The sequence below is a fragment of the Mesorhizobium sp. P171375 genome, from assembly GCF_057786075.1.
The window spans coordinates 6543437-6564298 of the sequence record NZ_JBYNWF010000001.1 but is presented as its reverse complement, the minus strand read 5'-3'; the positions used below and the strand labels follow the sequence as shown (position 1 = coordinate 6564298).

General features: G+C 61.7%; 27 protein-coding genes and 1 pseudogene. 14 read left to right on the top strand and 14 right to left on the bottom strand.

Features of this window, described 5'->3' with window-relative positions; translation table 11 throughout:
* Positions 1-28 precede the first annotated feature (28 nt).
* Complete coding sequence (locus ACYHH6_RS32000) at positions 29-916, bottom strand: MurR/RpiR family transcriptional regulator (protein WP_352586178.1); 888 nt, start codon at positions 914-916, stop codon at positions 29-31.
* A gap of 279 nt (positions 917-1195) precedes the next feature.
* Between ACYHH6_RS32000 and ACYHH6_RS31995 the strand changes: the two genes are divergently transcribed.
* Complete coding sequence (locus ACYHH6_RS31995) at positions 1196-2380, top strand: Gfo/Idh/MocA family protein (RefSeq protein WP_352586179.1); 1185 nt, start codon at positions 1196-1198, stop codon at positions 2378-2380.
* Between the two features lie 113 nt (positions 2381-2493).
* Here the strand turns inward: ACYHH6_RS31995 and rsgA are convergent, their stop codons facing one another.
* Positions 2494-3519, bottom strand: coding sequence for a ribosome small subunit-dependent GTPase A (gene rsgA / locus ACYHH6_RS31990; RefSeq protein ID WP_435053303.1), 1026 nt, complete (start codon positions 3517-3519; stop codon positions 2494-2496).
* A gap of 171 nt (positions 3520-3690) precedes the next feature.
* On the opposite strand from rsgA, the gene ACYHH6_RS31985 reads away from it, so the two are divergent.
* Positions 3691-4035 (top strand): hypothetical protein, encoded by a 345-nt coding sequence (locus tag ACYHH6_RS31985; RefSeq protein ID WP_352586181.1) that lies wholly within the window; start codon positions 3691-3693, stop codon positions 4033-4035.
* A 274-nt stretch (positions 4036-4309) separates the two neighbouring features.
* Positions 4310-5455, top strand: coding sequence for an extracellular catalytic domain type 1 short-chain-length polyhydroxyalkanoate depolymerase (locus tag ACYHH6_RS31980; RefSeq protein ID WP_352586182.1), 1146 nt, complete (start codon positions 4310-4312; stop codon positions 5453-5455).
* A 39-nt stretch (positions 5456-5494) separates the two neighbouring features.
* Here ACYHH6_RS31980 and ACYHH6_RS31975 read toward each other — a convergent pair whose 3' ends face one another.
* The 5 genes from ACYHH6_RS31975 to ACYHH6_RS31955 form a co-directional block, all read right to left on the bottom strand.
* Positions 5495-5668 (bottom strand): hypothetical protein, encoded by a 174-nt coding sequence (locus ACYHH6_RS31975; RefSeq protein WP_352586183.1) that lies wholly within the window; start codon positions 5666-5668, stop codon positions 5495-5497.
* Positions 5669-5683: 15 nt separating this feature from the next.
* A complete protein-coding gene (locus tag ACYHH6_RS31970) occupies positions 5684-6292 on the bottom strand; it encodes a cysteine hydrolase family protein (protein ID WP_112559173.1) in 609 nt (202 codons plus the stop codon).
* A 34-nt stretch (positions 6293-6326) separates the two neighbouring features.
* Positions 6327-6848 (bottom strand): DUF6894 family protein, encoded by a 522-nt coding sequence (locus ACYHH6_RS31965; RefSeq protein ID WP_352586184.1) that lies wholly within the window; start codon positions 6846-6848, stop codon positions 6327-6329.
* Between the two features lie 104 nt (positions 6849-6952).
* A complete protein-coding gene (locus ACYHH6_RS31960; protein WP_352586185.1) occupies positions 6953-7462 on the bottom strand; it encodes a YciE/YciF ferroxidase family protein in 510 nt (169 codons plus the stop codon).
* A 125-nt stretch (positions 7463-7587) separates the two neighbouring features.
* Positions 7588-7797 (bottom strand): hypothetical protein, encoded by a 210-nt coding sequence (locus ACYHH6_RS31955; RefSeq protein WP_352586186.1) that lies wholly within the window; start codon positions 7795-7797, stop codon positions 7588-7590.
* Between the two features lie 103 nt (positions 7798-7900).
* On the opposite strand from ACYHH6_RS31955, the gene ACYHH6_RS31950 reads away from it, so the two are divergent.
* Together ACYHH6_RS31950 and ACYHH6_RS31945 are read left to right on the top strand one after the other, a co-directional pair.
* A complete protein-coding gene (locus ACYHH6_RS31950; protein WP_352586187.1) occupies positions 7901-8044 on the top strand; it encodes a hypothetical protein in 144 nt (47 codons plus the stop codon).
* Positions 8029-8432: pseudogene (locus tag ACYHH6_RS31945) on the top strand (inorganic diphosphatase). The gene ACYHH6_RS31950 and the pseudogene ACYHH6_RS31945 overlap by 16 nt, the downstream one beginning before the upstream one ends.
* Before the next feature lie 27 nt (positions 8433-8459).
* On the opposite strand, the gene ACYHH6_RS31940 reads toward ACYHH6_RS31945, so the two are convergent.
* Both ACYHH6_RS31940 and ACYHH6_RS31935 read right to left on the bottom strand, forming a co-directional pair.
* On the bottom strand, positions 8460-8750 hold the full coding sequence (locus ACYHH6_RS31940) for a hypothetical protein (protein WP_352586188.1): 291 nt from the start codon (positions 8748-8750) through the stop codon (positions 8460-8462).
* Positions 8751-8769: 19 nt separating this feature from the next.
* The gene (locus ACYHH6_RS31935) at positions 8770-8961 is read right to left on the bottom strand and encodes a hypothetical protein (protein ID WP_112559179.1); all 192 of its coding nucleotides are present in this window, start codon (positions 8959-8961) and stop codon (positions 8770-8772) included.
* Positions 8962-9130: 169 nt separating this feature from the next.
* Here ACYHH6_RS31935 and ACYHH6_RS31930 point away from each other — a divergent pair, with 169 nt between their 5' ends.
* The 3 genes from ACYHH6_RS31930 (at position 9131) to ACYHH6_RS31920 (ending at position 10928) form a co-directional block, all read left to right on the top strand.
* Positions 9131-9469 (top strand): hypothetical protein, encoded by a 339-nt coding sequence (locus ACYHH6_RS31930; RefSeq protein ID WP_112559180.1) that lies wholly within the window; start codon positions 9131-9133, stop codon positions 9467-9469.
* A 186-nt stretch (positions 9470-9655) separates the two neighbouring features.
* Entirely contained in the window at positions 9656-10243 is a 588-nt protein-coding gene (locus ACYHH6_RS31925; protein WP_352586189.1) for a TetR/AcrR family transcriptional regulator, read from the top strand.
* A 109-nt stretch (positions 10244-10352) separates the two neighbouring features.
* Positions 10353-10928, top strand: coding sequence for a DUF308 domain-containing protein (locus tag ACYHH6_RS31920; protein ID WP_352586190.1), 576 nt, complete (start codon positions 10353-10355; stop codon positions 10926-10928).
* Positions 10929-11211: 283 nt separating this feature from the next.
* Here the strand turns inward: ACYHH6_RS31920 and ACYHH6_RS31915 are convergent, their stop codons facing one another.
* Positions 11212-11670: a DUF3237 domain-containing protein gene (locus ACYHH6_RS31915; RefSeq protein ID WP_352586191.1), complete on the bottom strand. Its 459-nt coding sequence runs from the start codon at positions 11668-11670 to the stop codon at positions 11212-11214.
* Positions 11671-11763: 93 nt separating this feature from the next.
* Here ACYHH6_RS31915 and ACYHH6_RS31910 point away from each other — a divergent pair, with 93 nt between their 5' ends.
* The 3 genes from ACYHH6_RS31910 to ACYHH6_RS31900 all read left to right on the top strand — a co-directional run bounded on the left by ACYHH6_RS31910 (position 11764) and on the right by ACYHH6_RS31900 (position 13307).
* Positions 11764-12621 (top strand): LysR family transcriptional regulator, encoded by an 858-nt coding sequence (locus tag ACYHH6_RS31910; protein WP_352586192.1) that lies wholly within the window; start codon positions 11764-11766, stop codon positions 12619-12621.
* Between the two features lie 143 nt (positions 12622-12764).
* Positions 12765-12974, top strand: a complete 210-nt coding sequence (locus ACYHH6_RS31905) for a hypothetical protein (RefSeq protein ID WP_112559186.1) — start codon at positions 12765-12767, stop codon at positions 12972-12974.
* Between the two features lie 63 nt (positions 12975-13037).
* Positions 13038-13307 carry a PilZ domain-containing protein gene (locus ACYHH6_RS31900; protein WP_352586193.1) on the top strand — a complete coding sequence of 90 codons (270 nt, stop codon included), beginning with the start codon at positions 13038-13040 and terminating at the stop codon, positions 13305-13307.
* 305 nt (positions 13308-13612) lie between these two features.
* On the opposite strand, the gene ACYHH6_RS31895 is transcribed toward ACYHH6_RS31900, so the two are convergent.
* The gene (locus tag ACYHH6_RS31895) at positions 13613-13912 is read right to left on the bottom strand and encodes a DUF1236 domain-containing protein (RefSeq protein ID WP_352586400.1); all 300 of its coding nucleotides are present in this window, start codon (positions 13910-13912) and stop codon (positions 13613-13615) included.
* Positions 13913-14103: 191 nt separating this feature from the next.
* Here ACYHH6_RS31895 and ACYHH6_RS31890 point away from each other — a divergent pair, with 191 nt between their 5' ends.
* Both ACYHH6_RS31890 and ACYHH6_RS31885 read left to right on the top strand, forming a co-directional pair.
* Positions 14104-14754 (top strand): DUF1236 domain-containing protein, encoded by a 651-nt coding sequence (locus tag ACYHH6_RS31890; protein ID WP_352586194.1) that lies wholly within the window; start codon positions 14104-14106, stop codon positions 14752-14754.
* Between the two features lie 147 nt (positions 14755-14901).
* The gene (locus ACYHH6_RS31885) at positions 14902-15903 is read left to right on the top strand and encodes a L,D-transpeptidase family protein (RefSeq protein ID WP_435053305.1); all 1002 of its coding nucleotides are present in this window, start codon (positions 14902-14904) and stop codon (positions 15901-15903) included.
* A 52-nt stretch (positions 15904-15955) separates the two neighbouring features.
* Here the strand turns inward: ACYHH6_RS31885 and ACYHH6_RS31880 are convergent, their stop codons facing one another.
* A complete protein-coding gene (locus ACYHH6_RS31880; RefSeq protein ID WP_112559191.1) occupies positions 15956-16147 on the bottom strand; it encodes a hypothetical protein in 192 nt (63 codons plus the stop codon).
* A gap of 381 nt (positions 16148-16528) precedes the next feature.
* Positions 16529-17473 carry a DMT family transporter gene (locus ACYHH6_RS31875; RefSeq protein ID WP_352586401.1) on the bottom strand — a complete coding sequence of 315 codons (945 nt, stop codon included), beginning with the start codon at positions 17471-17473 and terminating at the stop codon, positions 16529-16531.
* Positions 17474-17831: 358 nt separating this feature from the next.
* Here ACYHH6_RS31875 and ACYHH6_RS31870 point away from each other — a divergent pair, with 358 nt between their 5' ends.
* Positions 17832-19832, top strand: coding sequence for an AI-2E family transporter (locus ACYHH6_RS31870; protein WP_352586196.1), 2001 nt, complete (start codon positions 17832-17834; stop codon positions 19830-19832).
* 223 nt (positions 19833-20055) lie between these two features.
* Here ACYHH6_RS31870 and ACYHH6_RS31865 read toward each other — a convergent pair whose 3' ends face one another.
* Positions 20056-20829, bottom strand: coding sequence for a hypothetical protein (locus tag ACYHH6_RS31865; RefSeq protein ID WP_352586197.1), 774 nt, complete (start codon positions 20827-20829; stop codon positions 20056-20058).
* Positions 20830-20862: the final 33 nt, after the last annotated feature.

Sequence of the window (20862 nt, the reverse complement as noted above, 5' to 3'; positions counted from 1 at the left end):
CCCGATAGTCAATTGTGCCAGCGATGGCTCACTCCCCGCGTCGCGCCGCCACCCCGTGGACCAGCGCCATCCCCACAGCGAGCGATGCCGCCAGCGAGCGGAAGCCGGCGAAGTCGGATTCCACCACTTCGAGCCAGCTGTCCGACAGCGGGATCAGCGGGCTGAAGGTGCTGTCGGTGACGGTGACGATGCGCGCCTTGCGCTCATGCGCCACCGCGACGAGATCGGGCGTAATCGAATTGTAAGGGCTGAAGGAGACCGCCAGCACCGCGTCCTGGCCGCCGATGCAGCCGATCTGGTCGAGCGCCGAGGAGCCGACATTGTCGACCAGCACGTTGCGCACGCCTTGCTGCGAGAGGGTCAGCGACAGATAGGCGGTGACGGGAAAGGCGCGTTTGGAGCCGATGACGTAGATCAGCTCGGCATCCGCCAGCAGCGCCACCATCTTGTCGAAACTCTCGACATCGAAGCCGGCCTCGATGCGGCCGAGCGAGGCCTGCGATGCCCCGACCATGCCATGCAGGAAATGCAGGTTCGGCTCGGTCTCGGTGCGCGGCTCGCCACGCCCTTCCGGCCATGATCCCTTGATGTGTTCCTTGAACAGGCCCTGGAAATCGGAAAAGCCGGAATAGCCGAAGATCTGCGCAAAGCGCACCAGCGTCGAGGGCTGCACGCCGGCCTGTGCCGCCACCTGCGCGATGGTGCCGAGCGCGACATCGCTCGGATGCTGCCACAGGAAGATCGCCACCTGCCGAAGCCGCTTAGGGAAATGCACCGTGCCCGACGACAGCACGGCGCGCAGCTCCTCATAAGTTTGCGGCTGGATGTAGCCGAGCGCTGCCAGCGAGCGCCCGCGCTTGCGCGTCGCCGCCTCGTCGGCGATCGATCGTCCGGATGACTTGCTTGCCCCGCTCATGATTTCAGGCTAGCGCGATACGATCGTTTTACAATATGAAAAGTGGAAATCGTGTTCGAAAGCGGTGAGGCTTCCCAACGTCGTCATCCTAGGGCGAAGCTCCGTCGCGGAGACCCTAGGATGCATGCCGCGACAGTTGTCGAGGAATGCGACGGAAGGGAAGATTCTGAACCGTCGCAACGCCTGGAAGTCACGGCATGGATCCTGGGGTCTGCGCTGCGTCGCTGCGCTCCTTGCTGCGCCCCAGGATGACGAAGCCACAGGTGGAGGAGTTTGAAAATGGTCTACGCAACATCGGACGGATCGGCCGGCAAGCGGCTGAGGGTCGGCATGGTCGGCGGTGGGCGCAATGCTTTCATCGGCGCCGTGCATCGTCTAGCCATGCGGCTCGACGACCAGATCGTGCTGGTCGCCGGGGCGCTGTCGTCCGACCCGGAAAACGCCGCCGCTTCGGCGGCCGAGATCGGCATCGCGCCGGAACGCAGTTATGCCGATTATCGCGCCATGGCGCAAGCCGAAGCCGTGCGGCCGGATGGTATCGAGGCGGTCGTCATCGTCACGCCAAATCATCTGCACGCCCCGATCGCCACGGCCTTTCTCGAAGCCGGCATCGACGTGATCTGCGACAAGCCGCTGTCAACGACGCTCAGCGACGCCGAGGCATTGGTAGCGCTCGCCAAGGCGAAAAAGCGCCGTTTCGTCGTTACGCTCAACAACACCGGTTACGCCATGGTGCGCCAGGCGCGCGAAATGGTGGCGGCGTGCGCGCTTGGCCGCATCGTGTCCGTGCATGGCGCCTACATCCAGGACTGGCTGACCAGGCCGATCGACGCCGAGGGCCAGAAGCAGGCGGAGTGGCGCACCGACCCGGCCCGCGCCGGGCAATCTGCGGTGCTGGCCGATATCGGCGTGCATGCGTTCAACCTGGCAAGCTATATCTCCGGCTGCGAGGCCGAGGCGGTGTCGGCCGATCTGTTCACCGCCGTGCCCGGGCGCAGGCTCGACGACAATGCGCATGTGCTGGTGCACTGGACCGGCGGCGTACGCGGCACGATCCTGGCCAGCCAGACCTCGCCCGGCCATTACAATGATCTCTCCGTGCGCATCTATGGCGACAGAGCCGGGCTCGAATGGTCGGGCGGCCGGCCGGACGAATTGCGCTTCTCCGTTTATGGTGAGGAAACCCGCACGCTGGTGCGCGGCGGCCATGGTTCGACAGCGGAAGCCCAGCGCGTGTCGCGCATGCCAGCGGCGCACCCCGAAGGCTATATCGAGGCCTTCGCCAATTTCTACCGCGACGCCGCCGACATTATTCGCGCGCATCGCTCCGGTGGGGTGGTGGATGCGGCGCGTGCGGCTCAGGTGCCTGATGTGGTCGATGGAGCGCGCGGCGTGAAGTTTGTCGCGGCGGCGGTGGAGTCGAATGCGGCGGGTGGGGCTTGGACGCCGGCACGGTTTGGGTGAGATGGACCGGCAATTGCGGCAGGGGCAATCACCTACGGCAGTCCCCCACTCCGTCTCGGCTTCGCCGAGCCACCTGTACCCCCTGAATCCTCTTTCTGGAATGCCTTATCCGCTCAACGCCGCTTTGGGCGACTGCCGGGGGATTTGTTGCCGCGCGGGCCGCTCTGAACCGGCGTGTTGCCCTGGTTTTCCTCGGATAGTTTGCGCCAGCGGGCCAGGCGCTCGGGATCGAGCGTACCGGCCTTCAAGGCAGCCTGCACCGCGCAGCCCGGTTCGTGGACATGGGTGCAGTCGCGAAACTTGCACAGTGGGGCGAGCTCGGTGATTTCGGCAAACAGTGTGTCGATGCCGTAGGCGACGTCGCTGACATGCAGCGTGCGCATGCCCGGCGTATCGATCACCCAGCCGCCGCCGGCAATGGCGTGCAGCGATCTGGCTGTGGTGGTGTGGCGGCCCTTGGCATCGTGCTCCCGGATGCCGGCGGTCTGTTGCGGCGCTTGCTGCGCCGATCCGGCCAGCGTGTTGACCAGCGTCGATTTGCCGACGCCGGCTGAGCCGACCAGCGCCACAGTCTGGCCCGCGCCGCACCAGGCGGCGAGCGCCGTTGCGGCATCGGCGACGCGCGGGTTCAGCGTCACGACGGCCAGTCCGCGCTGCAGGGCTGCGGCCTGGCTTTGATAAGCCTCGGCATCGTCGGCCGTATCGGCCTTGGTCAGCAGGATCACCGGTGTCGTTCCGGCCTCGTTGGCCAGCGCCAGATAGCGCTCGAGGCGGGCGATGTTGAAATCGGCATTGCAGGAGGTGACGATGAACAGCGTATCGACATTGGCCGCTGCCAGCTGTGGCACCCTGCCGCCCTGCGTGCGGCGCTCCAGCACCGTCTTGCGGGTCAGACGGCGCCGCAGCAGATGCGTATGGGGCTCGACAAGCACCCAGTCGCCAACGGCGTAGTCGCCGGTGTTCGCATTCGCCGGCAGCGTCAGATCGGTTTGCCCATACTGGGACAGGCCGGCCAGGCGGTCGCGGTGCACCGAGGCAATGCGTGTCGGAACGAGGCTGGCCTCATCAGGCTCAAGCTGATCGCCGAAAAACTCCGTCCAGCCCAGGCTTGCGAGGGAGTCTGTCAAAGCCTTGACCAAGGGGACGGTGTCGCAGGCATCGAGGGTATCCTTGGCAAATGGGCGCGGACAACAGCCTTTCGGAGCGGGGCGGTAATCCGAGCCGTTCTATGGGCGGCGCGGCGATGTTTGGCAAGCCGGGTCCCGCGCGGGCGAGCAGAGCAAATGGCTGGAGCTCGACACAACCGGCGCGTGGATCGGACCGAATTTCAAGAAGGGTATTACAAGAACAACCGCCGGCAGCTGTTCTCTCCCGAGGCGGACGTTGGGACATGGAGCGATCTGGCGGCCACCGATCCCGATCCGTTTGCGGATGGAAAGGAACGCGCCGCGGCCAAGAAAAAGAAGAAACCGCTGCAGGGGTGTGAGCGCTATTGGCACTCGCCATGGCGCGTTATTTTCCTTGCGAGGGGAGGGGATGGCCGGCGCCACAGGGGGCGGGGGGTTGGGATGGGGTTGCCTGAAGCACCGGCCAAAGCGGGACAAGTCCCGCTGCTGAACAAGGTATCAGAGGTTGGATCGGTTCATATGGTGTGATCGCGGAACTGGCGCAAAAGCGCTTTCGCATCGTCGCTTCGTTGCCGCCAAAGGCCGCGCAACCGGGGGTTTCCGGTGGCTTGCGTGGGTTGCGCAAGCGCCGGTTGAAGGCCTGATGAACAGCCGTGGTTTTGAGTGTTCTTTCCGGGGTCGCGCAACGGATTGTATGATCGGTCATTAATCCTCAGCGCAGCTTGTTATTGTGCAGTGCAGCAACGATATTGCTGCGAGTGCGTTGTGCACGACTGCGATTCCGGCGCGCAAGGATACCGATTTGCGAAATATATCCGATACGATCGCTCGCCTGAGCGCGATGCGCGGCCGGCCGGTTGGCTCCGGGCAGAGCAAGGACGATCATCTCTCAGACATGACAGGCTTCGGGTCCAATCCCGGCGCTTTGCGGGCGCGGCTCTATCTTCCGGAGAATCTTCCAAAACAGGCGCCGCTGGTCGTTGTGCTGCATGGCTGCACCCAGACTGCCGCCGGCTACGACCATGGCTCCGGCTGGACCGAGCTTGCCGCCGAGCATGGTTTTGCCGTGCTTTTCCCCGAGCAGCAGCGCGCCAACAATGCCAATCTTTGCTTCAACTGGTTTGTGCTGGGCGATATCAGCCGCGACAGCGGCGAGGCGCTGTCGATCCGCCAGATGATCGAGGCGGCCGTCGTCACCCATGGTCTTGACCGCAAGCGGATCTTCGTCACCGGTCTTTCCGCCGGCGGCGCCATGGCGGCGGCGATGCTGGCCGCCTATCCGGAGGTGTTTGCCGGCGGCGCGATCATTGCCGGGCTTGCCTATGGCAGCGCCTCGACCATCCCCGAAGCCTTCGACCGCATGCGCGGCCATGGCGGCCCGTCCAAGACCGAGCTGCAGCGTCTGTTGCGGGCGACCTCGTCACACAAGGGGCCGTGGCCGAGGATTTCGGTGTGGCAAGGCTCGGCCGACACCACCGTCGTGCCGGCCAATGCGGACGCGGTGCTGGCGCAATGGCAGAGCGTGCACGGCGTCGGCGAGAGGCCGACACGCACGGAAAAGGTCGACGGTCAGACGCGGAAAGTCTGGTCGGACGGCGATGGACGCGACGTCTTGGAGACATACACCGTTGTCGGCATGGGCCACGGCACGCCGCTGAAGACGAGCGGCGACGATGGCCTCGGCAGAGCAGGGCCGTTCATGCTGGATGTCGGGATTTCCTCGACGCGGCACATTGCCCATTTCTGGGAGCTGACCGAGCCAAAGCTGCGACGCAAGGCGACTGCCGAAACCGCTTCAGGCGCCGCGTTGCAGCCTTTCGCGCCGAAGGAAAAACCGCGGGCGGTCCGTGTCGACCCTACGCCGGAACCTGCCAACGCACGTGGCACGGCAGGCGGGATCACCAAGGTCATCGAGGATGCGCTGCGCGCAGCGGGGCTGATGCGCTAGCGTTGGCGGCGGACGAGCTTACGGGCTCGCCCGTCGTGCTCACTCCTTGCGAGCAGGGACCGGCGAAGGGGCGGGCTCTTCACCCTCGACGCTGTTGTCGTTCACCCGCAGAGCGTTGCCCTCCACCTTGTTCGGTTCGGCATCGGTGCGCGGCTTCGTCGGCCCCGCGATCAAAGCAATGGTCAGTCCGTTGTTTCGGAAGAAGGCTCTCATGCTCGTGGTCCTGTCTTAGTGCCAGTTTTCCAAGACGTCCTGCATGGCAACGGCCTCGACCTGCTCGCTAAAACGCGATCGGTAGAGTTCCATTAGCGCATTATGGGTCTGGTCGGCCGAGCTGCAGACGGCATCAGTCACCACGATCGCGCGGAAGCCTCGATCAATCGCGCCCAGCAGTGTGGCAAGCACACACACGTCCGTCTCCGCGCCCGTGATGACGAGCGTGTCGACATCCCGCCCCGCCAGCGCAGCGTCCAGGCGACCTCCCGTCCATGGTGAATAAACCCGCTTGTCGAGCACGGTCGCGGGCGGCACGAAACGCGCCAGCTGCGGCATGATATCCACGAGCCTGCGATCGATATTGGCAAGGGTGACGTCCGCCCAGCGTCGATAATAATGCGCCCACATGCCGGTTCCATCGCCGGGCTTCTCGGCAGGGATGAAGCGGGTAAACACGGTTTGATGGGGGTGTTTGCCGGCAAGCTCTTCAATCGCCGGGAGCACCTTTTCCGCCCAGGGTACTGCCCAAGGCCCTTCGGGCGCGAACAGCCGTTGCATGTCGACGCACAGATGAAGGCAGGTTTCTCCAAGAGGGCCATGAACCAGGCCGCGCGCCGCCATCCTCAACTCCCGACTACATGGATCCCCACCGCCTTCAAAACGCGGCAACCTCGGCTTGGCGCGCTGCTTCCGCCTCGGAAACGTCGATCGAGCAGAGCAGGCCGCCGTTCTCGTCGAGCACCCGCACCAGCCAGCCCGACAGATCGTCGGTGCCCGGTTGCAGATCGGCCAGCACGTCGACGGCACAGCGGATGGCCTCTTGGCGCGCCGCTTCGAAGCTTGGCATCGTCGAGGCCGGAACCTGGCGGGCGCCGTCTCCATCGCGATACTCAAAAATGTAGGTCGCACCGCTCTCGTCATTGACGGCGGTCACCGCGACTTCGTCGAAATTGCCGCTGCTTTCAGCCTCGTAGTCGTTGGCCGCCAAACCGAAGGTCGCGGTCTGCACGAGCACCGCTCTCGCCCGCTCGATGGTGGCGCCCTCATTCTCGGCTGCTTGCGCCTTTGCCATGTCGACGCTGACGCATTCGCCGCCTTCACCGCAAAACACCACGCGCCGAACGGGTTGGCCGCCGCGCCCGATCGTGTCGTCGACCTCAGTCCGGATTATTTGCATGGAAGAATTCCGATCGCTGGTTGGATGCGCGAAGAGCCCCGATGCGTGAGCATCGAGGCTCAAGAGCACATGCTTGTGAAGCGCCGTCGACGCTGCTGCTTTGCTTAAGCGGCTTCGGCTGCGACGTTGACCGCCGACTCGGCGAGTTGGGTCAGCGCCGCATCGGTTTCCTTTTCCTCACTCAGCGTCAGCTCGAGCAGGTTCACCGCCTCGTTGTAGCCGAGTTCCGCGGCCCAGGTGCGCAAGGTGCCGTAGCGCGAAATCTCGTAGTGCTCGACGGCCTGTGCTGCCGCCAGCAGGCCGGCATCGAGCGCTGCCGCGCCTTTGTATTCGTCCATGATCTCGGCGCCTTCCTCGGTGATGCCCATGATCGCCGCACAGGTCTTGCCAACTGGCTTCTTGCCGATGACCGCGAACACTTTCTCCAGCCGGGCAACGTGTTCTTCGGTCTGGCCGCGATGCTTTTCGAAAGCTGCTTTCAGGTCGCGGCTCTGCGCCGCCTTGGCCATTTTGGGCAGTGTCGCCAGGATCTTCTTTTCGGCGAAATAGATGTCCTTGAGGGTATCGTGAAACAGGTTGCTGAGGTCTTTGGAGGATGCCTTGGTCGTTGCCATTGTTGCTTGTCCTTTCTTTGGGGGTGGAGTTCAGGTCAACTCCGGCATCCGAGACAGGTTCCGCCGAGATATCGATAAAACAGCGGGTTGGTTCGGCGGCCCTTGCGCGGCCCTTTGCGTCGCGTCTATTTGTCCTCCTGGCGCTTTTCGATCTCGTAGGTGAGCCAGCGGCAGAACATGCCGACGATCGATGCCGCGGCGCCGCCGAGCAGGCAGGCGACCAGCAGCGGATTTTGTGAAGCGCTCGACCAGCTCACGATGGCCAGCAGGACGACACTGGCGGTCGAAATCAGATAGCCGACGCCCTTGAGCAGATGTAGAGCAGCTCTTGTCATCCTGAAATCTCTTTAGCCGGGATCTCCGTGGCGGCCTGTCCTCCGGAACATTCTTCTGGTCTTGAAGTTCCATTCGAAGCGAACCCGCGACAGAGTCACGCCGATGCCCGACTATCTGAAACTGCCGACCACGACCAAAGGCCTAGTCAGAGTGGTGATCGAGACCCCGCGCGGCGCTGCCGCCAAAATGGCCTATGACCCGGCCATCCAGGCCTTCGCTTATGTCCGACCATGCCGGTCGGGATGACCTATCCCTACGACTGGGGCTTTATCCCTTCGACACTCGGCGAGGATGGCGATCCCCTCGACGGGCTGGTCATCCATCAGAGGCGACCGCCCCTGGCATCGTCATCAAATGCGACCTGCTGGGCGCCTTGCGGGTCAAGCAGAAGGACAAGGGTGGCGCGACCCTGCGCAATGACCGCTACATTTTTTGCCCACGCAAGGAGGATGCAGAAGACGAGCCGGTCGCCGCGGACCACGTGCCCGAGCATCTGAGGCGAGAGATCGAACAGTTCTTTCGCTCGTCGGTGTCGGAAACGGGCAAGGAGATCAGGTTCAAAGGCTGGCAGGACGCCAAGGCGGCCCGCAAGTCCATCAAAAAGGGAATGAAAGCCTTCGCGGCCCGCAAATGAACACCGCTCGCAGTGACATGCGGAGGTTCAGCGATCGTTGCGTTCGAGGCTGCGCGCAACCTCTGTCTGGGCGACCTGCAGCAGCGTGTCTATTTCGAACATCGCCACGGCATGCCCGCTATCGCGGATGACAATCCGGGCGCGGTGGAGCAGGTCCGAGACCGCTCGCAGCGTTTCAGAATGGCTCGATGGATTTGACAACTGCGTGCCCTCCATCAGGCACAACCATTGGATCGGGAGACTGTTCCCAAAAAGCATGTCGCTGTCGTTTTGCAGGGGCTCGGCCGCCAATGGCGGGGCTGCCGTCTTCGAGTCCATCAAGCACTCGCAGCGAATGCTAAATCCGCGCGATCTTTTCCAACCCCAGCCGCATTCGCTGGCCCTCGGCGAAGGTCAGGGCGAACGCCTCGAGTTCGAACGACGTTGTGGTTGCCTTGCCGTCTTCGACCACGCGGACGAACCATTCGCCGCAGGCTTCGACCACTTCGATGGCGGGTGGATCAACTTTGTTGCTCTGGACGTTATCCATCGCAATTCTCCTCAAGAGCAATGGGAAACGTCTATTTTTATAAGCCTCGCGCGAAGCGCGTTTCAATATCAAAAGTTAGCGGCCGGCCAGGCGAATGGCGGTGAGCGCGGGCAGCGGAACCATCCTTGTCTGTTCGCCGTTCCCTTTACCTCAACGAAAGGAACAGCCCATGGCCGACAACGAAACCCCGAAGATTTCCACCCGAGAAGCCCAGGAGGCCCTGGAGAAGCAAGTTGCGTCGCTGAAGCGCGAGATCAGCAAGATAAACCGGACACTTGCCGACCGTGCCGAAGATGCCGTCGAGGAGGCAGGCGGCTGGTATGGCAGCGCGACCGAGCGCGCGGCACGGGCAGCGCAGCAGCTGAGGTCGCAGGCGCAGACGGTGTCCGAAACCGTCCAGCAGAATCCCGGCACGATCAGCAGCGCTTTCGTCCTTGGTGGCATTGCCGGGCTGTTGATCGGCCTGCTGCTCGGGCAAACCCTGGAACGCGACCGCCGCTGGTTCTAGCCGGCGGCAAAGGTATTGCGGCTTGTCCCGTTCTTGCGGAATGGCCGCAAGGTTTCCTGCCCTATCTCGCCCGCTGGCTCGGCCGGCGGGCTTTTCATTTCCGGGTGGATTGCCAGCCTCTGGCCTTGGCGCCTCGCCCAGAAATCCAGGGTTGACAACAACCCTACTAGTAGGTAGATAGCCACCATGAGCAATCTTGTGATGACCTCCGATCAGATTCTGGCGTCGGCGCGAAACTTCATCGTGGCGGGCGGCTACAACGGATTCAGCTACGCCGATATCGCCGGCGAAGTGGGAATCCGCAAGGCGAGCATCCACCATCATTTCCCCAGCAAGGTCGACCTCGTTCGCACGCTTGTGGCCCGCCATCGCGAGCGTACCGAGGCCGGCATGGCAGAACTGGAAAGCAAATTCCCTGACCCGCTTGCGCTGCTTCAAACCTATGCCGGCTACTGGGCAAAATGCATTGAAGATGCGAGCGTCCCGTTTTGCGTCTGCGCGCTGCTTGCCAGCGAACTCCCGGCACTGCCGCCGGAAATTGCCGTCGAGGTGCGGGCCTACTTCAGGTTCCTGTCGTCCTGGCTGACCAAGGTCATGCAGCGGGGCGCCGAACAGGGGGTGCTCAAATTCGCCGGCTCTGCCGAGCTGGAGGCTGAGACGTTCATGGCGACTGTCCATGGCGCGATGCTGTCGGCGCGTGCCTATGGCACCCCTGCCATATTTGACACCATCCTGACGCCAACCGTGCAACGTCTATCGGCGAAGGTTCACTAACAGGAAATCTGGCGACAGAGGGCGAGCCGTCTGCCGATTCCCGCAACGTGCCCGCGATGCCTACCTTCTAGTAGGTATACCCAATCAACCACGAGAAAGGAAAATCAGAATGCTTGCCAACACGAATGAAACCAACCAATCCACCTGGCTCAAGAGCTACTATTTCACACGCTTTGCCGTGGCGGCCGCCTGGGTGCTGCTGGCGTTCACGGTCGCCAGGGCAATGCCGTCCCTGGCAGCCATCATGCTGGTCGCCTATCCCGCCTGGGATGCGCTGGCCAACTTCGTCGACGCCCGGCGCAGCGGCGGCCTGAACCGCAACAAGACGCAGCTGCTTAACTTCATCATCAGCATCGTCACCACGGTCGCGGTCGCCATTGCGCTCGGCAAGTCCATGAATGCGGTGCTCGCGGTGTTCGGCGTCTGGGCGGTCCTGTCGGGCCTTTTCCAGCTCGCCACCGCCATCCGGCGCTGGAAGTCCGGCGCGCAGTGGGCAATGGTGCTGAGCGGCGCCCAGTCGGCGCTGGCCGGGATTTTCTTTGTGAAGATGGCGGGCGGTGCGGCGATTATCGACATCACCAATGTCGCGCCCTATGCCGCCTTCGGCGCCTTCTACTTCCTGGTCTCCGCTGTATGGCTGACGGTGAGCGACGCGCGGCGCAGGTCGGCGCAGGCCGCGGGATGAAGGTACCGCACGGCTGGCGAGGATGGGATCGCGGCCTTGCCGATTGCGCCGCTCAGCGACCGGAGTGACATGGCCTGGCTAGCGTTCATCAAGGCGGTCTGTTGGGCGTGGCGAGACTTTCCCGATGGAGCTGCGGCGCTGGCCGATGTCGCTGAGTTGCTCGTCTGTCAGCTCGCGCAGCATGCGCGAGCTTTGGCGCCTCTGCATTTGCAGCCAAAACCAGCGAAGCATCATCTGCCATGCTCGCTCCAAGCGATGCGTATTGGGTAGCCGCGCTGTCACGTCAGAGGATTTCAAAGACCTCATATTCGACACCGCTTGCCGTCCGGCCACCGCTGGCGACCGATACAATGCTGTTGAGCCAGGCATGGGCCGGCGCAGCGGTCTCGAAATATGGCGTTGTGCGTAGATAGTATTCGGATGCATCGACCAACTCTCCGCGTGCCAGGCGTTCGTCGATGGCCTGAGACGCGCGCCTGACGCCGCGATAGGTCATGATGATCAAGCCGCCATCGTCGGCGACGAGGAGCAGCCGGACATCCTGTTGGAATGTGCCGTCCGCCCGGCTGAGAAGCAGATCGGACCCGATGAGCGGCGACACTGTCCCGCTAATGCGCTCGCCCTCGAAGTTTCCGCCCGAGACCGCGAAAATACGTCGGCCGCCTGCTGGCGTGTGCCCAAGATCCATGACGGGGTGAAGCGTCATGGAGAGGGTAAACAAGTGTCTTGATTGCAGCGACATCAAATGCCTCCTAGTTTCGAGGCCGGCATCTACACCAGTGCGCGTTGCTCAAAAAACGCGCTCTTCTTGTCGCTGTCACAAGGAAAACTAATCATGCGGCCCTCGCTCGAATCCTTGCGCATTCTCGAGGTATGCGTTGCGACCGCCAGCTTTGCGCGGGCGGCCGAACGGCTTTTCCTGACGCCGGCGGCTGTTAGCCTGCGTATCCGCTCGCTGGAGGCCGAGCTTGGGCAGCCGCTTTTTGTACGCGTTCATGGGCGCGTCGTGCCGACACCTGCCGCCGCCGCGCTGGCAAGCCAGGTTCGGGAATCACTCGCCGGGATAGCAGAGGCGGTCGACCGATTTCAGGCGGCGACGCCTCCACTAAAGGTCACCGCACCACCCACGTTCGCATCACGCTGGCTCGCACCGCGTCTACCGCACTATCCCGAGTCAGGACCGGCCGGCATCGAGCTAGATGTCTCGACGGATATACGCGATCCCAACGCATTTGACGTCATCATCAGAACGGGTCGCGGTGGGTGGACCGGCCTTGAAGAACACCGGCTCATCCCGGTGGACGTGACGCCAATGCTGGCGCCGTCCCTGCTCGGAGCGCATTCGCTTGCCGTTCCTGCGGAACTGGTCGATTTCGAGCTCTTGCCGCATCCCGACTGGGAACAATGGTTCACCATGGCGCACGTCGAAATCCCGTCGGCCATACGGTTCGCCGCAGTCGATTTCCCGACCCATGAACTTAACGCCAATGCCGCATTGGCAGGTGGTGGTGTGGCGCTGCTGTCGCCCACCCTGTTCGGTTCTCTGTTGACCCAGGGCCTTCTGGTCGCCCCCTTCCGTCACGTGCTGAGCGGTCCCGCCTGGCACTTTGCGCTGATGCGCGCCGACGACCGCCGCATGGCTCCGAGGCATTTCTGCGCCTGGCTGCGGGAGCAGGCCGGCAATCCGCCATGAAGATGGCGAGCGCGGCACAGGCCGCTGGGTGAGAGCTTCGCACGTCCGAAACGGCATTTGCGCGCCTGGGCGGCGCCCTCAACAGTGGAGTTGAGTTTCCTGGCCACGGTCGTATGTTCGTTGACCGCGGTGGAGGATAACAATTGCCTATTCGACACAAAGCCACGGAGGCTGGCATTCTGCAGCCATCCGAACTCGAGCTGTTGGGGCGTGTATTCCAGCAGCTCAAGCTCGACGGTCAATCGCCAGAAGCACGCGAGGCTCTCGCATCCCGGATTATTGCGAACTATATGGCCGGCGTGGTCGACGAAGCCGAGCTAGTCAGTCTTTCGAGGCAGCCGCTGGGCCGGTAGTTTCCTTCCATCCCGCGTTCCGGAACGAAAGGTTTCGGTTCGTCAAATCAGAGGAATAAGGCAGTGCCGACTGACCCACCAATAGAGCGACGGTCGCATATCCGTGACCTTGTTCTGAAGGAAGCGACAATCGACTCCGGCGACGTCAGCATCAATTGTCTGGTTTGTAACCAGCACGCTCACGGTGCGGAGTTGCGGGTGAAGGCCGACATCGCAATTCCCGACCGTTTCGTGCTTCACGTCCCTGTAGATCATACTAGCTATCGCGCCGTGGTGCGGTGGAGAAGGAAAGAGCGACTTGGGGTGCAACTCGATTCCGGAAGGCAGACCTAGATGGCGGTAGACCCCATTCCTGGATACCCCTCGGGGTCGATGTCATCCGATTTGCGCGCAATCTTCGCTCGGATTGGCCAGCCGTAATCGTAACCGGCTGCGCCGATGCGGACGCTATTTCCGACCGACCGTCCAATGTCCCGTTGCCTGGCAGGCCGTTCCGCCAAAAAGGGTCTCATCGAGAGCATCTCGATCGCCCACGCCGGCCCCAGCCAATCAATTAGGCCGGGGTTAGCTCAACCGGCCGACTTGGCACCGGCAAATGCCCGCCACTCCGGAAAGCGGCGGGCTAGGACGAACTTGGATCACTGAATAATCTTCACGATCTTGCGTGTGCCAGGATCAACCACCACTGTCTGGTTGTCGACCACGACGTAGCGGTATTTGACGTTGGGAACTTCGTGAAGTTCGACGGTATCGGGCAGAGCCGTACCTACATTGAGTTCCACGCCGGGAATCTTAATGGAAGCCAGCGGCTGTTTGTGCACATACTCCTTGATTACCGTTTCCTGCTCAGGCTGGATGATCACATCCTGAGCGGCTGCAGCGCCAACGTCGGCGAGTAGCAAAAGTCCTGCCGCGGCGGTGGTAAGATGCATTCTCATGATCGTCTCCACTGTGAGCGAGCCCTTGCGCTGCGCGTTTCGCAGCCGGGTCTCCTGGTCGTAAACGCCATCGGATGGGGCTTGTTCCTTCAAATTTCCGCTTGTCGGTTTTGCCAATTCTCCTTGGAACAAAGCTTTTCGGTTGAGATTTACCCAATGAAGGGACTGACACCTTTCGAGGAGACTTCCTTATGAAACATATTCTGATCACCAGCGTGCTGGCGCTCGGCGTTGGCTGTGGGGCAGCGGCAGCGCAGACGCAACCAGCCGAGACCAAACCCGGCGCCGACGCCAATTGCGCGGCCGGCACGGCCGACTGTCAAAAAGGCTCGAAGATGAAGATGGGCGGGCAGGCTCAGGGTAAGGCAAGTGAGACTACCGATCAGCAGGCCCAGGGTAAGCCCAAGGTCCAGACGGATGAGCAGGCCCAGGGCAAGACCAAGCTCAAGACCGACGAGCAGGCCCAGGGCAAGGCTGGTGCGACCACCGATCAGCAGGCTCAGGGCAAGCCAAAGGTCCAGACCGACGAGCAGGCTCAAGGCAAGACCCCGACACAGACGGATCAGGGGTCGACTGCTTCGATTACCAACGTGACGGTTGAACAGAAAACCCAGATCACCCAAGTCATCAAGCAGACCAGGATCGAGCCGGTGTCCAATGTCGATTTCGACATTTCGGTCGGCGTTGAGATTCCCCGGCACAAGATTCGGCTGCATCGTCTGCCGGCGCGTATCGTCAAGATTGTACCCGCCTACGAAACCTATGAGTATTTCGTGTTGGCCGACGGTCGGATCGTCATCGTCGATCCGGACACGCTGAAGATCGTGCTTATCCTGACGTGAACAGTGCACGTCGCACTGCAAAGGCTCGCCACATCGACGTGGCGAGCCTTCCATAAGATCTGCCGATGAATCAGCTGTCGGCGAACGGAACCACAAAGGCCGTTCCGCGTCATAAGGGAGGTCCTGTGCAACTCCGGAGTTGACTCGATGTTTAGGCTCCTCCTTTTCGCCGTGGCGCTCGTCCTCGCTTGCGGCGGGGCAGAGGCGGCCAAGCTGGATCAAACCGCCGTCAATCAGGCCCAATTCGTCGTCAGTCCACCCAAAGGCGTCAATCCAGCTGTACTGAAAGCCCAGATTCTTCTGGATCGCGCCCGATACTCGCCGGGCATGATCGACGGCCGCCTTTCAGAGAACCTCGCCAAAGCGGTTGGGGCCTTTCAGGCCGCGAACGGATTCCCATCAGATGGCAAGCTCACTCGGGAAACCTGGGACAAACTGATGGCAACCTCCGCCAGTCCCGTTCTGGTGGCCTACGAACTGACACCCAAGGATGTGCGCGGACCTTTCACCAAGCGCATTCCGGCTCGCCTGGAGAGGATGGCCCGTCTGTCGAGGCTTGGCTATCACAACGCGGCAGAGAAGATTGCCGAGCGCTTCCATATCAGCGAACAGTTGCTCAGAAAGCTCAATCCGGGCGTCGGCTTCAAGAAGGCCGGCACGATGTTGGTGGTCCCAGATGTTGGCCGAGGCGATTCTCCCGCCGCTGTTGCTGGTGTCGAGGTCGACAAGGGCGCTCGCCTGGTGCGCGTGCTTGACGCCTCTGGCAAATGGCTCGCAGTCTACCCCGCCTCGATCGGGAGCAACGAGAAGCCGGCGCCAAGCGGTCAGGCAGAGATCAAACGTGTCGTACGCAATCCCACATACCACTATGATCCGGACTTCGCCTTCAAGGGAGTAAAGACCAAGCGGCCTTTCACCATCGCTGCTGGGCCGAACAACCCCGTTGGATCGGTCTGGATCGACCTCTCTATCGAAAGCTACGGCATTCACGGCACGCCCGAACCCGGCAAGATCGGCACGACCTTCTCGCATGGCTGCATCAGGCTGACCAACTGGGATGCCGAAGACCTCGCCTCGATGGTGCAGAAGGGCACGAAAGTTAGCTTCAAGGACGAGATGGCGAACGCAGACATCAAGCTCGCCCGCTAGACCACGCGCACTTGGGCTGCCTAAGGGCCGAGCATGCAAAGGCTACTAGGGTCTACAATCGCTTGAAGTCCGCAAGCCCCAACCGTATTCGCTGACCTTCCGCATAGGCCAGTGCGAACGATTCCAGATCGAATGATCGGGTCAGCTCCTGGTCATCCTCGACCACGCGGACGAACCATTCGCCGCAGGCCTCGATCACTTCAACACAGGGGCAAACCCAGGCGTTGAATGTTACATCATCCATTTCGCACCGCCTCCCGCGCAATGTGGCCAATCACGAATTTATGGGACCGCCGAAATCAGTTCTTCAAGTAACAAAAGGGTCTCGACCAAACTCAAACCGCGAACCCGCGCCTTCTCCCTACACGGAAGAAGCGCGCAGGCCGCCGGCTACCCCACCCCCGCCAAGCAATGGGATTATCTGGCGAGGGACCGTTGCCAGCAATAAAGTTTGACATAGTGGGACGAAAATTCTGCGACGAGGCAATCGCGCGATAACCACCGACCTTGCGATCAGCGCGGTTCAGCGCCTGCGGGACGACTGCGGACGAACATCGCAACATCGCACGCGGCAGGAGCATGGCGGGTCAAATCGCTTGTCGAAGTTGCGTTGTCGGTTTGGTGATTAAGCTGGCCTTGGCTTGATCACGGTGGCAAGTACGATGCCGGCGACGATGAAGGCCGCACCGACCAGGTCGTAATCGTGCAACTTTTCGCCGAGCAGAAGATAGGCGAGCATAGCGACGAACACCGTCTGCAGGTAAAGCAGCATGCTCGCCCGGCTCGCGCCGAGCGTTTCCACGCTTTTGTTGTAGAGGTAGTACATCAAGGCGCCGCCGGGACCTGCCAGATAGGCGAGCGCGAGAATGCTGTCGACGTTCATGGCGGAGCGTTCGTCGTTGAACAATTCCCACAAATGGAATGGCAACGCGACCAGCGCACCGGCGCCGAGCAGCAGCACGACCATCGGCAGGAGTTCGATGCCGAATTTGGCACGGCGCAAAAGCACGGTGTACAGGCCCCAGCAGAACGCGCTGCCGACGATCCACAGCTCACCAGCGTTGAACTTGAGTTGCAGCAGCGCCGTCAGGTTCCCGTGGGCAACGATGAAAATCATCCCGGCGAGCGCAACCAGCGCGCCAAGCGACTTCCACAGCCCGAGCGGCTCGCCGAGCACGAAACGGGCGAGCACCATCGTCATGACAGGCGACAGCGCCATGATGATACCGGCAGTGGTGGCATCAGTGTGATTGAGGCCATGGTAGATCATACCCTGGCACAGTGTGAGACCGATCGCCCCCACGGCGATGACCTCTGCGGCGCGAGTGCGCAAAAGCCCGATCATCGCGTCGTGATGACGGTGCACAATCGGCAGCAGGATGGCGCAAGCAAGCGTCAGCCGCCAGAAGCAGAGGCCCCAGGGCGGCATTTCAGGCGCCACCCATTTGGCCGCGATATAGACACCAGCCGAAAGCAGCCAGCACAGGACGGCGGCGGGATAGCCGGTCAAGGAGGATATGGGCCTGACCTCGGATTGCGCGGCTTGATGCGCTATCGGCATTGCCTGCATGTCATGCCCTCTCCTTCGATGACGTAGGCCCGGCGGGGCAACATAGCCTGCGTCGTTGGGTTGTGCATCCGTTTTGAAAGGATGAGGTGCCGCAAGGACACCGACCCAAACATCAGCAGCCAGGCCGAGGAACTGGCCCACATGACACCTCTTTGAGCATATTCGTGACCCGAAGCGGAGTGGGGACGCAGATCGACATACTCACAGTCGGGAGGTTCCCGAGCTCGGTTTCACGGTTGAGCGAGCGTGAGGCGGGAAATCTGGAGCCTGCAAGCCGCAAAACGCATGTATTCGACCCTGCTAACATTGCCCGGCCGCCGAATGGGTCTAACTATCGTTAGGCAACGGGGGGAATCAGGTGGCTGCCAATCGTCGAAACGACATCCCATCGTCCGAGCGAGGGCTAGGACGGATTATTGCGGCCGGGGCTGCCCATCCGCGCACAGCTCTGCCCACGGTGGCGACGGTCGTCACGACGGTAGCTGCCTTGTATTTCGGTCGCGAGGTTTTTCTCCCGATCGCCGTTGCATTGCTTTTGACATTTGCGCTGGTGCCGATGGTCTCCGCACTGAAGCGTGTCGGCTTGCCTCGGTTGCCCGCAGTGCTTCTCAGCGTCATTGGAGCATTCGCGGCCCTGGGTTTGTTCAGCTTCATTGTTGCGACCCAGGTGAGCGAGCTTGCCCAGAACATTTCAGCCTACCAGACAAACATTCTGACCAAGGTGCGTTCCCTAAAGGAGACGGGCGTTGGTGGCGGCATCATTGCCAGGCTAAGCAGCGTGATCGAGCGTGTCGGTCAGGAGATCGACAAGCAGGAGGTGACGCCGCCTGTGGCGGACAAGCCTCGCCGCGAACCTGTTCCCGTCGAGATCGTCGCCCGAGAGCGACCGCTCGAGGTCTTGCAGAACATCATCGGACCGTTGATCAGCCCGTTGGCATCGGCTGGCCTGATCATCATCGTGGTTATCTTCATGTTGCTCGAGCGCGAGGATCTGCGCGACCGGTTTATCCGCCTGGTCGGCTACGGGGATCTCCACCGCACGACAGAAGCATTGCAGGACGCCGGCAAGCGGGTGGGCCGCTATCTGCTCATGCAATTGGTGGTCAACATCGTCTACGCGATACCCATTGCGATCGGGCTTTGGGTGCTCGGCATTCCCAACGCGCTGCTGTGGGGCTTGCTGGCACTGGCGCTTCGCTTCGTTCCCTATATCGGCCCCGTGATAGGCGCGCTGCTGCCATTGTTCCTCGCCTTGGCCGTGGCACCGGGCTGGTCGCTGGTGCTGTGGACCGCTGCACTGTTCATCGTGATGGAACTGGTAACCGGCAATGTCGTCGAACCGTGGCTCTACGGTTCGCGTACCGGACTATCCCCTCTGGCTATCATCGTCGCGGCGATCTTCTGGACATGGCTGTGGGGGCCGCTCGGCCTGGTCCTTTCGACACCGCTGACGGTCTGTCTTGTGGTGCTTGGCCGACACGTTCCGCAGTTCGAATTTCTCGACGTCCTGTTTGGCAACGAGCCCGTCCTCGAACCCCACGCCCGGCTCTATCAGCGGCTCCTGGCCGGCGATCCCGACGAAGCCACGGACCATGCCGAGGAGATCCTCGAGGAGAAGTACCTGATCGATTTCTACGACAAGGTCGCCATTCCTGCTCTCCTTTTGGGCGAGCAGGACCGCATGCGTGGCGTGATGGGCGATCAGCAGCAAAGGCAGGTGGCGGCGAGCGCCCAAATTCTTGTGGCAAATCTTGCCGACGATGCACAGGAAGAAGCAAGTGAGGAAGATGAGCCGACAGCCGTCGCGGAAGGGAGCGCGAGCAAGGAACTGGATGGCGCCGAAGATGAGGAGATCGAGTTGCCCGATGGCAAGGACATGTCGGTGCTTTGTGCCGGCGGTCGCGGGGAACTTGACGACGCCGCTGCCGCCATGCTCGCTCAGGTGCTGGAGGTGCAAGGCGCAACGGTGGCGAAGGCAAGTTTTGTCGATATGGAGCCGGCAGGTATTCGTCGTCTCGAACTAGAGACGATCGACACCATCGTGGTCGGGTTCCTCAATCGGGACTCCCTCAAGCATGCTCGCTTTCTGGTCCGCCGACTGAAACGCGCCAAGGCAGGATTGAGAATTGGGATTGTATTCTGGTCGGACGCGGAGCAGGGCGGTGCCGGGCAAGAAAGGCAAGCTCTGGCCGCCGACATCAGCGCCGATTTCGTAGCTGACGGCATGGTCAACGCTGTGCTTGGCGCGCTGTCTCCAGCGCCGGCCGTTCCCCTCAAAGTCGTTTCGAAACGCCGCGATCGACGCCGTCCGGCCCCTCGAAAACGGGTCCCGGCTCAGGCGACGGCCGCAACAGCCTAGCCACGACGCTATGTGTCAGATTGCTGCGCTGGTGCTGGAATGTCAGATTCGATCGGCGGAGCGCCGATGGTGCGAGAGTTGCGATCGTGCTGCTCGGCCCATAGCAGGTTCATCAGCCACGGCTCCCGCTTATCTTCCTCTCAGACGGCTACGAGATGCGTGAAAACGCATCGGCAGATGCGTGGACAACATTTGACTGTCTGCTTTCCAATTTTCGCCGCGGCTAGCCGGCCAGCAATTTTAGAACAGCATGCAGTGCCTGATCTGCAGCCACACCGAGCGCTGCGCCAGCAAAGTTTGCCGACAGCCATTTAAGAGCGCGGATAAGAACTGCTTCAATGGCGGCTTGGCGGACCGATTGAGCCTTGAGTAAGAGTATTCCAGCGTTGAGCTCGAACTTGATCCGGTCGCGATCCTCTGGGAGGATTTTGTTGGAACTGGAAGCTGCGATTTCGGTGCTTTCAACAGCCTCAATCGCTGCAGCGTATTCGGGCTGATTGTGGTCAAGATACACGATGCGATCCGACGCTGGCACTTGGCTGGCGTCGGCGGGCTTGTCCTTATTGCGCTGAAGATACCGTCGGAGATCCCGGATCATCGGATCAAAGAGATGCCCCGTCATCTCGTGCAAGACGTCATTGATGTTGTTGGAGCGACTGTAAAAGTAGCCGCGAGAGAACTGCAACGCCTCCTTGTCGCTGTCGCCGAAAGATCCAAGAAGGTTCAATTGAGCACTTAGGGCAAGGTCGAAATCGTCTGGCCAATTTAACTGCCCCGAACCGACCATTCCACTAGGTTCTACCATGACCTCAGAGTTGACTCTCTCAACGGGGAAAAGGACGCGGAGCCATCTTATGTGGGATCTGGAAGGTTCCGGAGCCTGATCCAGAAGTTGGAAAAAGCGACGGACTGCGCGACCGAAGTCTTGATAGCGAGCTTGGACGAGGCGGTCCGCGAGATCATCATATTCCTCCAAAAACTCTTCGAATTCATCCACCTGCAATTTCCCCAAAAGTTCTTGCGCCTAGAG

Coding starts and splice junctions, on each gene's coding strand:
- ACYHH6_RS31915 (WP_352586191.1), bottom strand. CDS start 11,670: ATGTCGCTGCAATCAAGACACTTGTTTACCCTCTCCATGACGCTTCAC.
- ACYHH6_RS31890 (WP_352586194.1), top strand. CDS start 14,104: ATGAAACATATTCTGATCACCAGCGTGCTGGCGCTCGGCGTTGGCTGT.
- ACYHH6_RS31925 (WP_352586189.1), top strand. CDS start 9,656: ATGAGCAATCTTGTGATGACCTCCGATCAGATTCTGGCGTCGGCGCGA.
- ACYHH6_RS31885 (WP_435053305.1), top strand. CDS start 14,902: ATGTTTAGGCTCCTCCTTTTCGCCGTGGCGCTCGTCCTCGCTTGCGGC.
- ACYHH6_RS31880 (WP_112559191.1), bottom strand. CDS start 16,147: ATGGATGATGTAACATTCAACGCCTGGGTTTGCCCCTGTGTTGAAGTG.
- ACYHH6_RS31875 (WP_352586401.1), bottom strand. CDS start 17,473: ATGCAGGCAATGCCGATAGCGCATCAAGCCGCGCAATCCGAGGTCAGG.
- ACYHH6_RS31955 (WP_352586186.1), bottom strand. CDS start 7,797: ATGACAAGAGCTGCTCTACATCTGCTCAAGGGCGTCGGCTATCTGATT.
- ACYHH6_RS31910 (WP_352586192.1), top strand. CDS start 11,764: ATGCGGCCCTCGCTCGAATCCTTGCGCATTCTCGAGGTATGCGTTGCG.
- ACYHH6_RS31975 (WP_352586183.1), bottom strand. CDS start 5,668: ATGAGAGCCTTCTTCCGAAACAACGGACTGACCATTGCTTTGATCGCG.
- ACYHH6_RS31935 (WP_112559179.1), bottom strand. CDS start 8,961: ATGGATAACGTCCAGAGCAACAAAGTTGATCCACCCGCCATCGAAGTG.
- ACYHH6_RS31895 (WP_352586400.1), bottom strand. CDS start 13,912: ATGAGAATGCATCTTACCACCGCCGCGGCAGGACTTTTGCTACTCGCC.
- ACYHH6_RS31965 (WP_352586184.1), bottom strand. CDS start 6,848: ATGCAAATAATCCGGACTGAGGTCGACGACACGATCGGGCGCGGCGGC.
- ACYHH6_RS31950 (WP_352586187.1), top strand. CDS start 7,901: ATGCCCGACTATCTGAAACTGCCGACCACGACCAAAGGCCTAGTCAGA.
- ACYHH6_RS31995 (WP_352586179.1), top strand. CDS start 1,196: ATGGTCTACGCAACATCGGACGGATCGGCCGGCAAGCGGCTGAGGGTC.
- ACYHH6_RS31960 (WP_352586185.1), bottom strand. CDS start 7,462: ATGGCAACGACCAAGGCATCCTCCAAAGACCTCAGCAACCTGTTTCAC.
- ACYHH6_RS31940 (WP_352586188.1), bottom strand. CDS start 8,750: ATGGACTCGAAGACGGCAGCCCCGCCATTGGCGGCCGAGCCCCTGCAA.
- ACYHH6_RS31970 (WP_112559173.1), bottom strand. CDS start 6,292: ATGGCGGCGCGCGGCCTGGTTCATGGCCCTCTTGGAGAAACCTGCCTT.
- ACYHH6_RS31930 (WP_112559180.1), top strand. CDS start 9,131: ATGGCCGACAACGAAACCCCGAAGATTTCCACCCGAGAAGCCCAGGAG.
- ACYHH6_RS32000 (WP_352586178.1), bottom strand. CDS start 916: ATGAGCGGGGCAAGCAAGTCATCCGGACGATCGATCGCCGACGAGGCG.
- ACYHH6_RS31920 (WP_352586190.1), top strand. CDS start 10,353: ATGCTTGCCAACACGAATGAAACCAACCAATCCACCTGGCTCAAGAGC.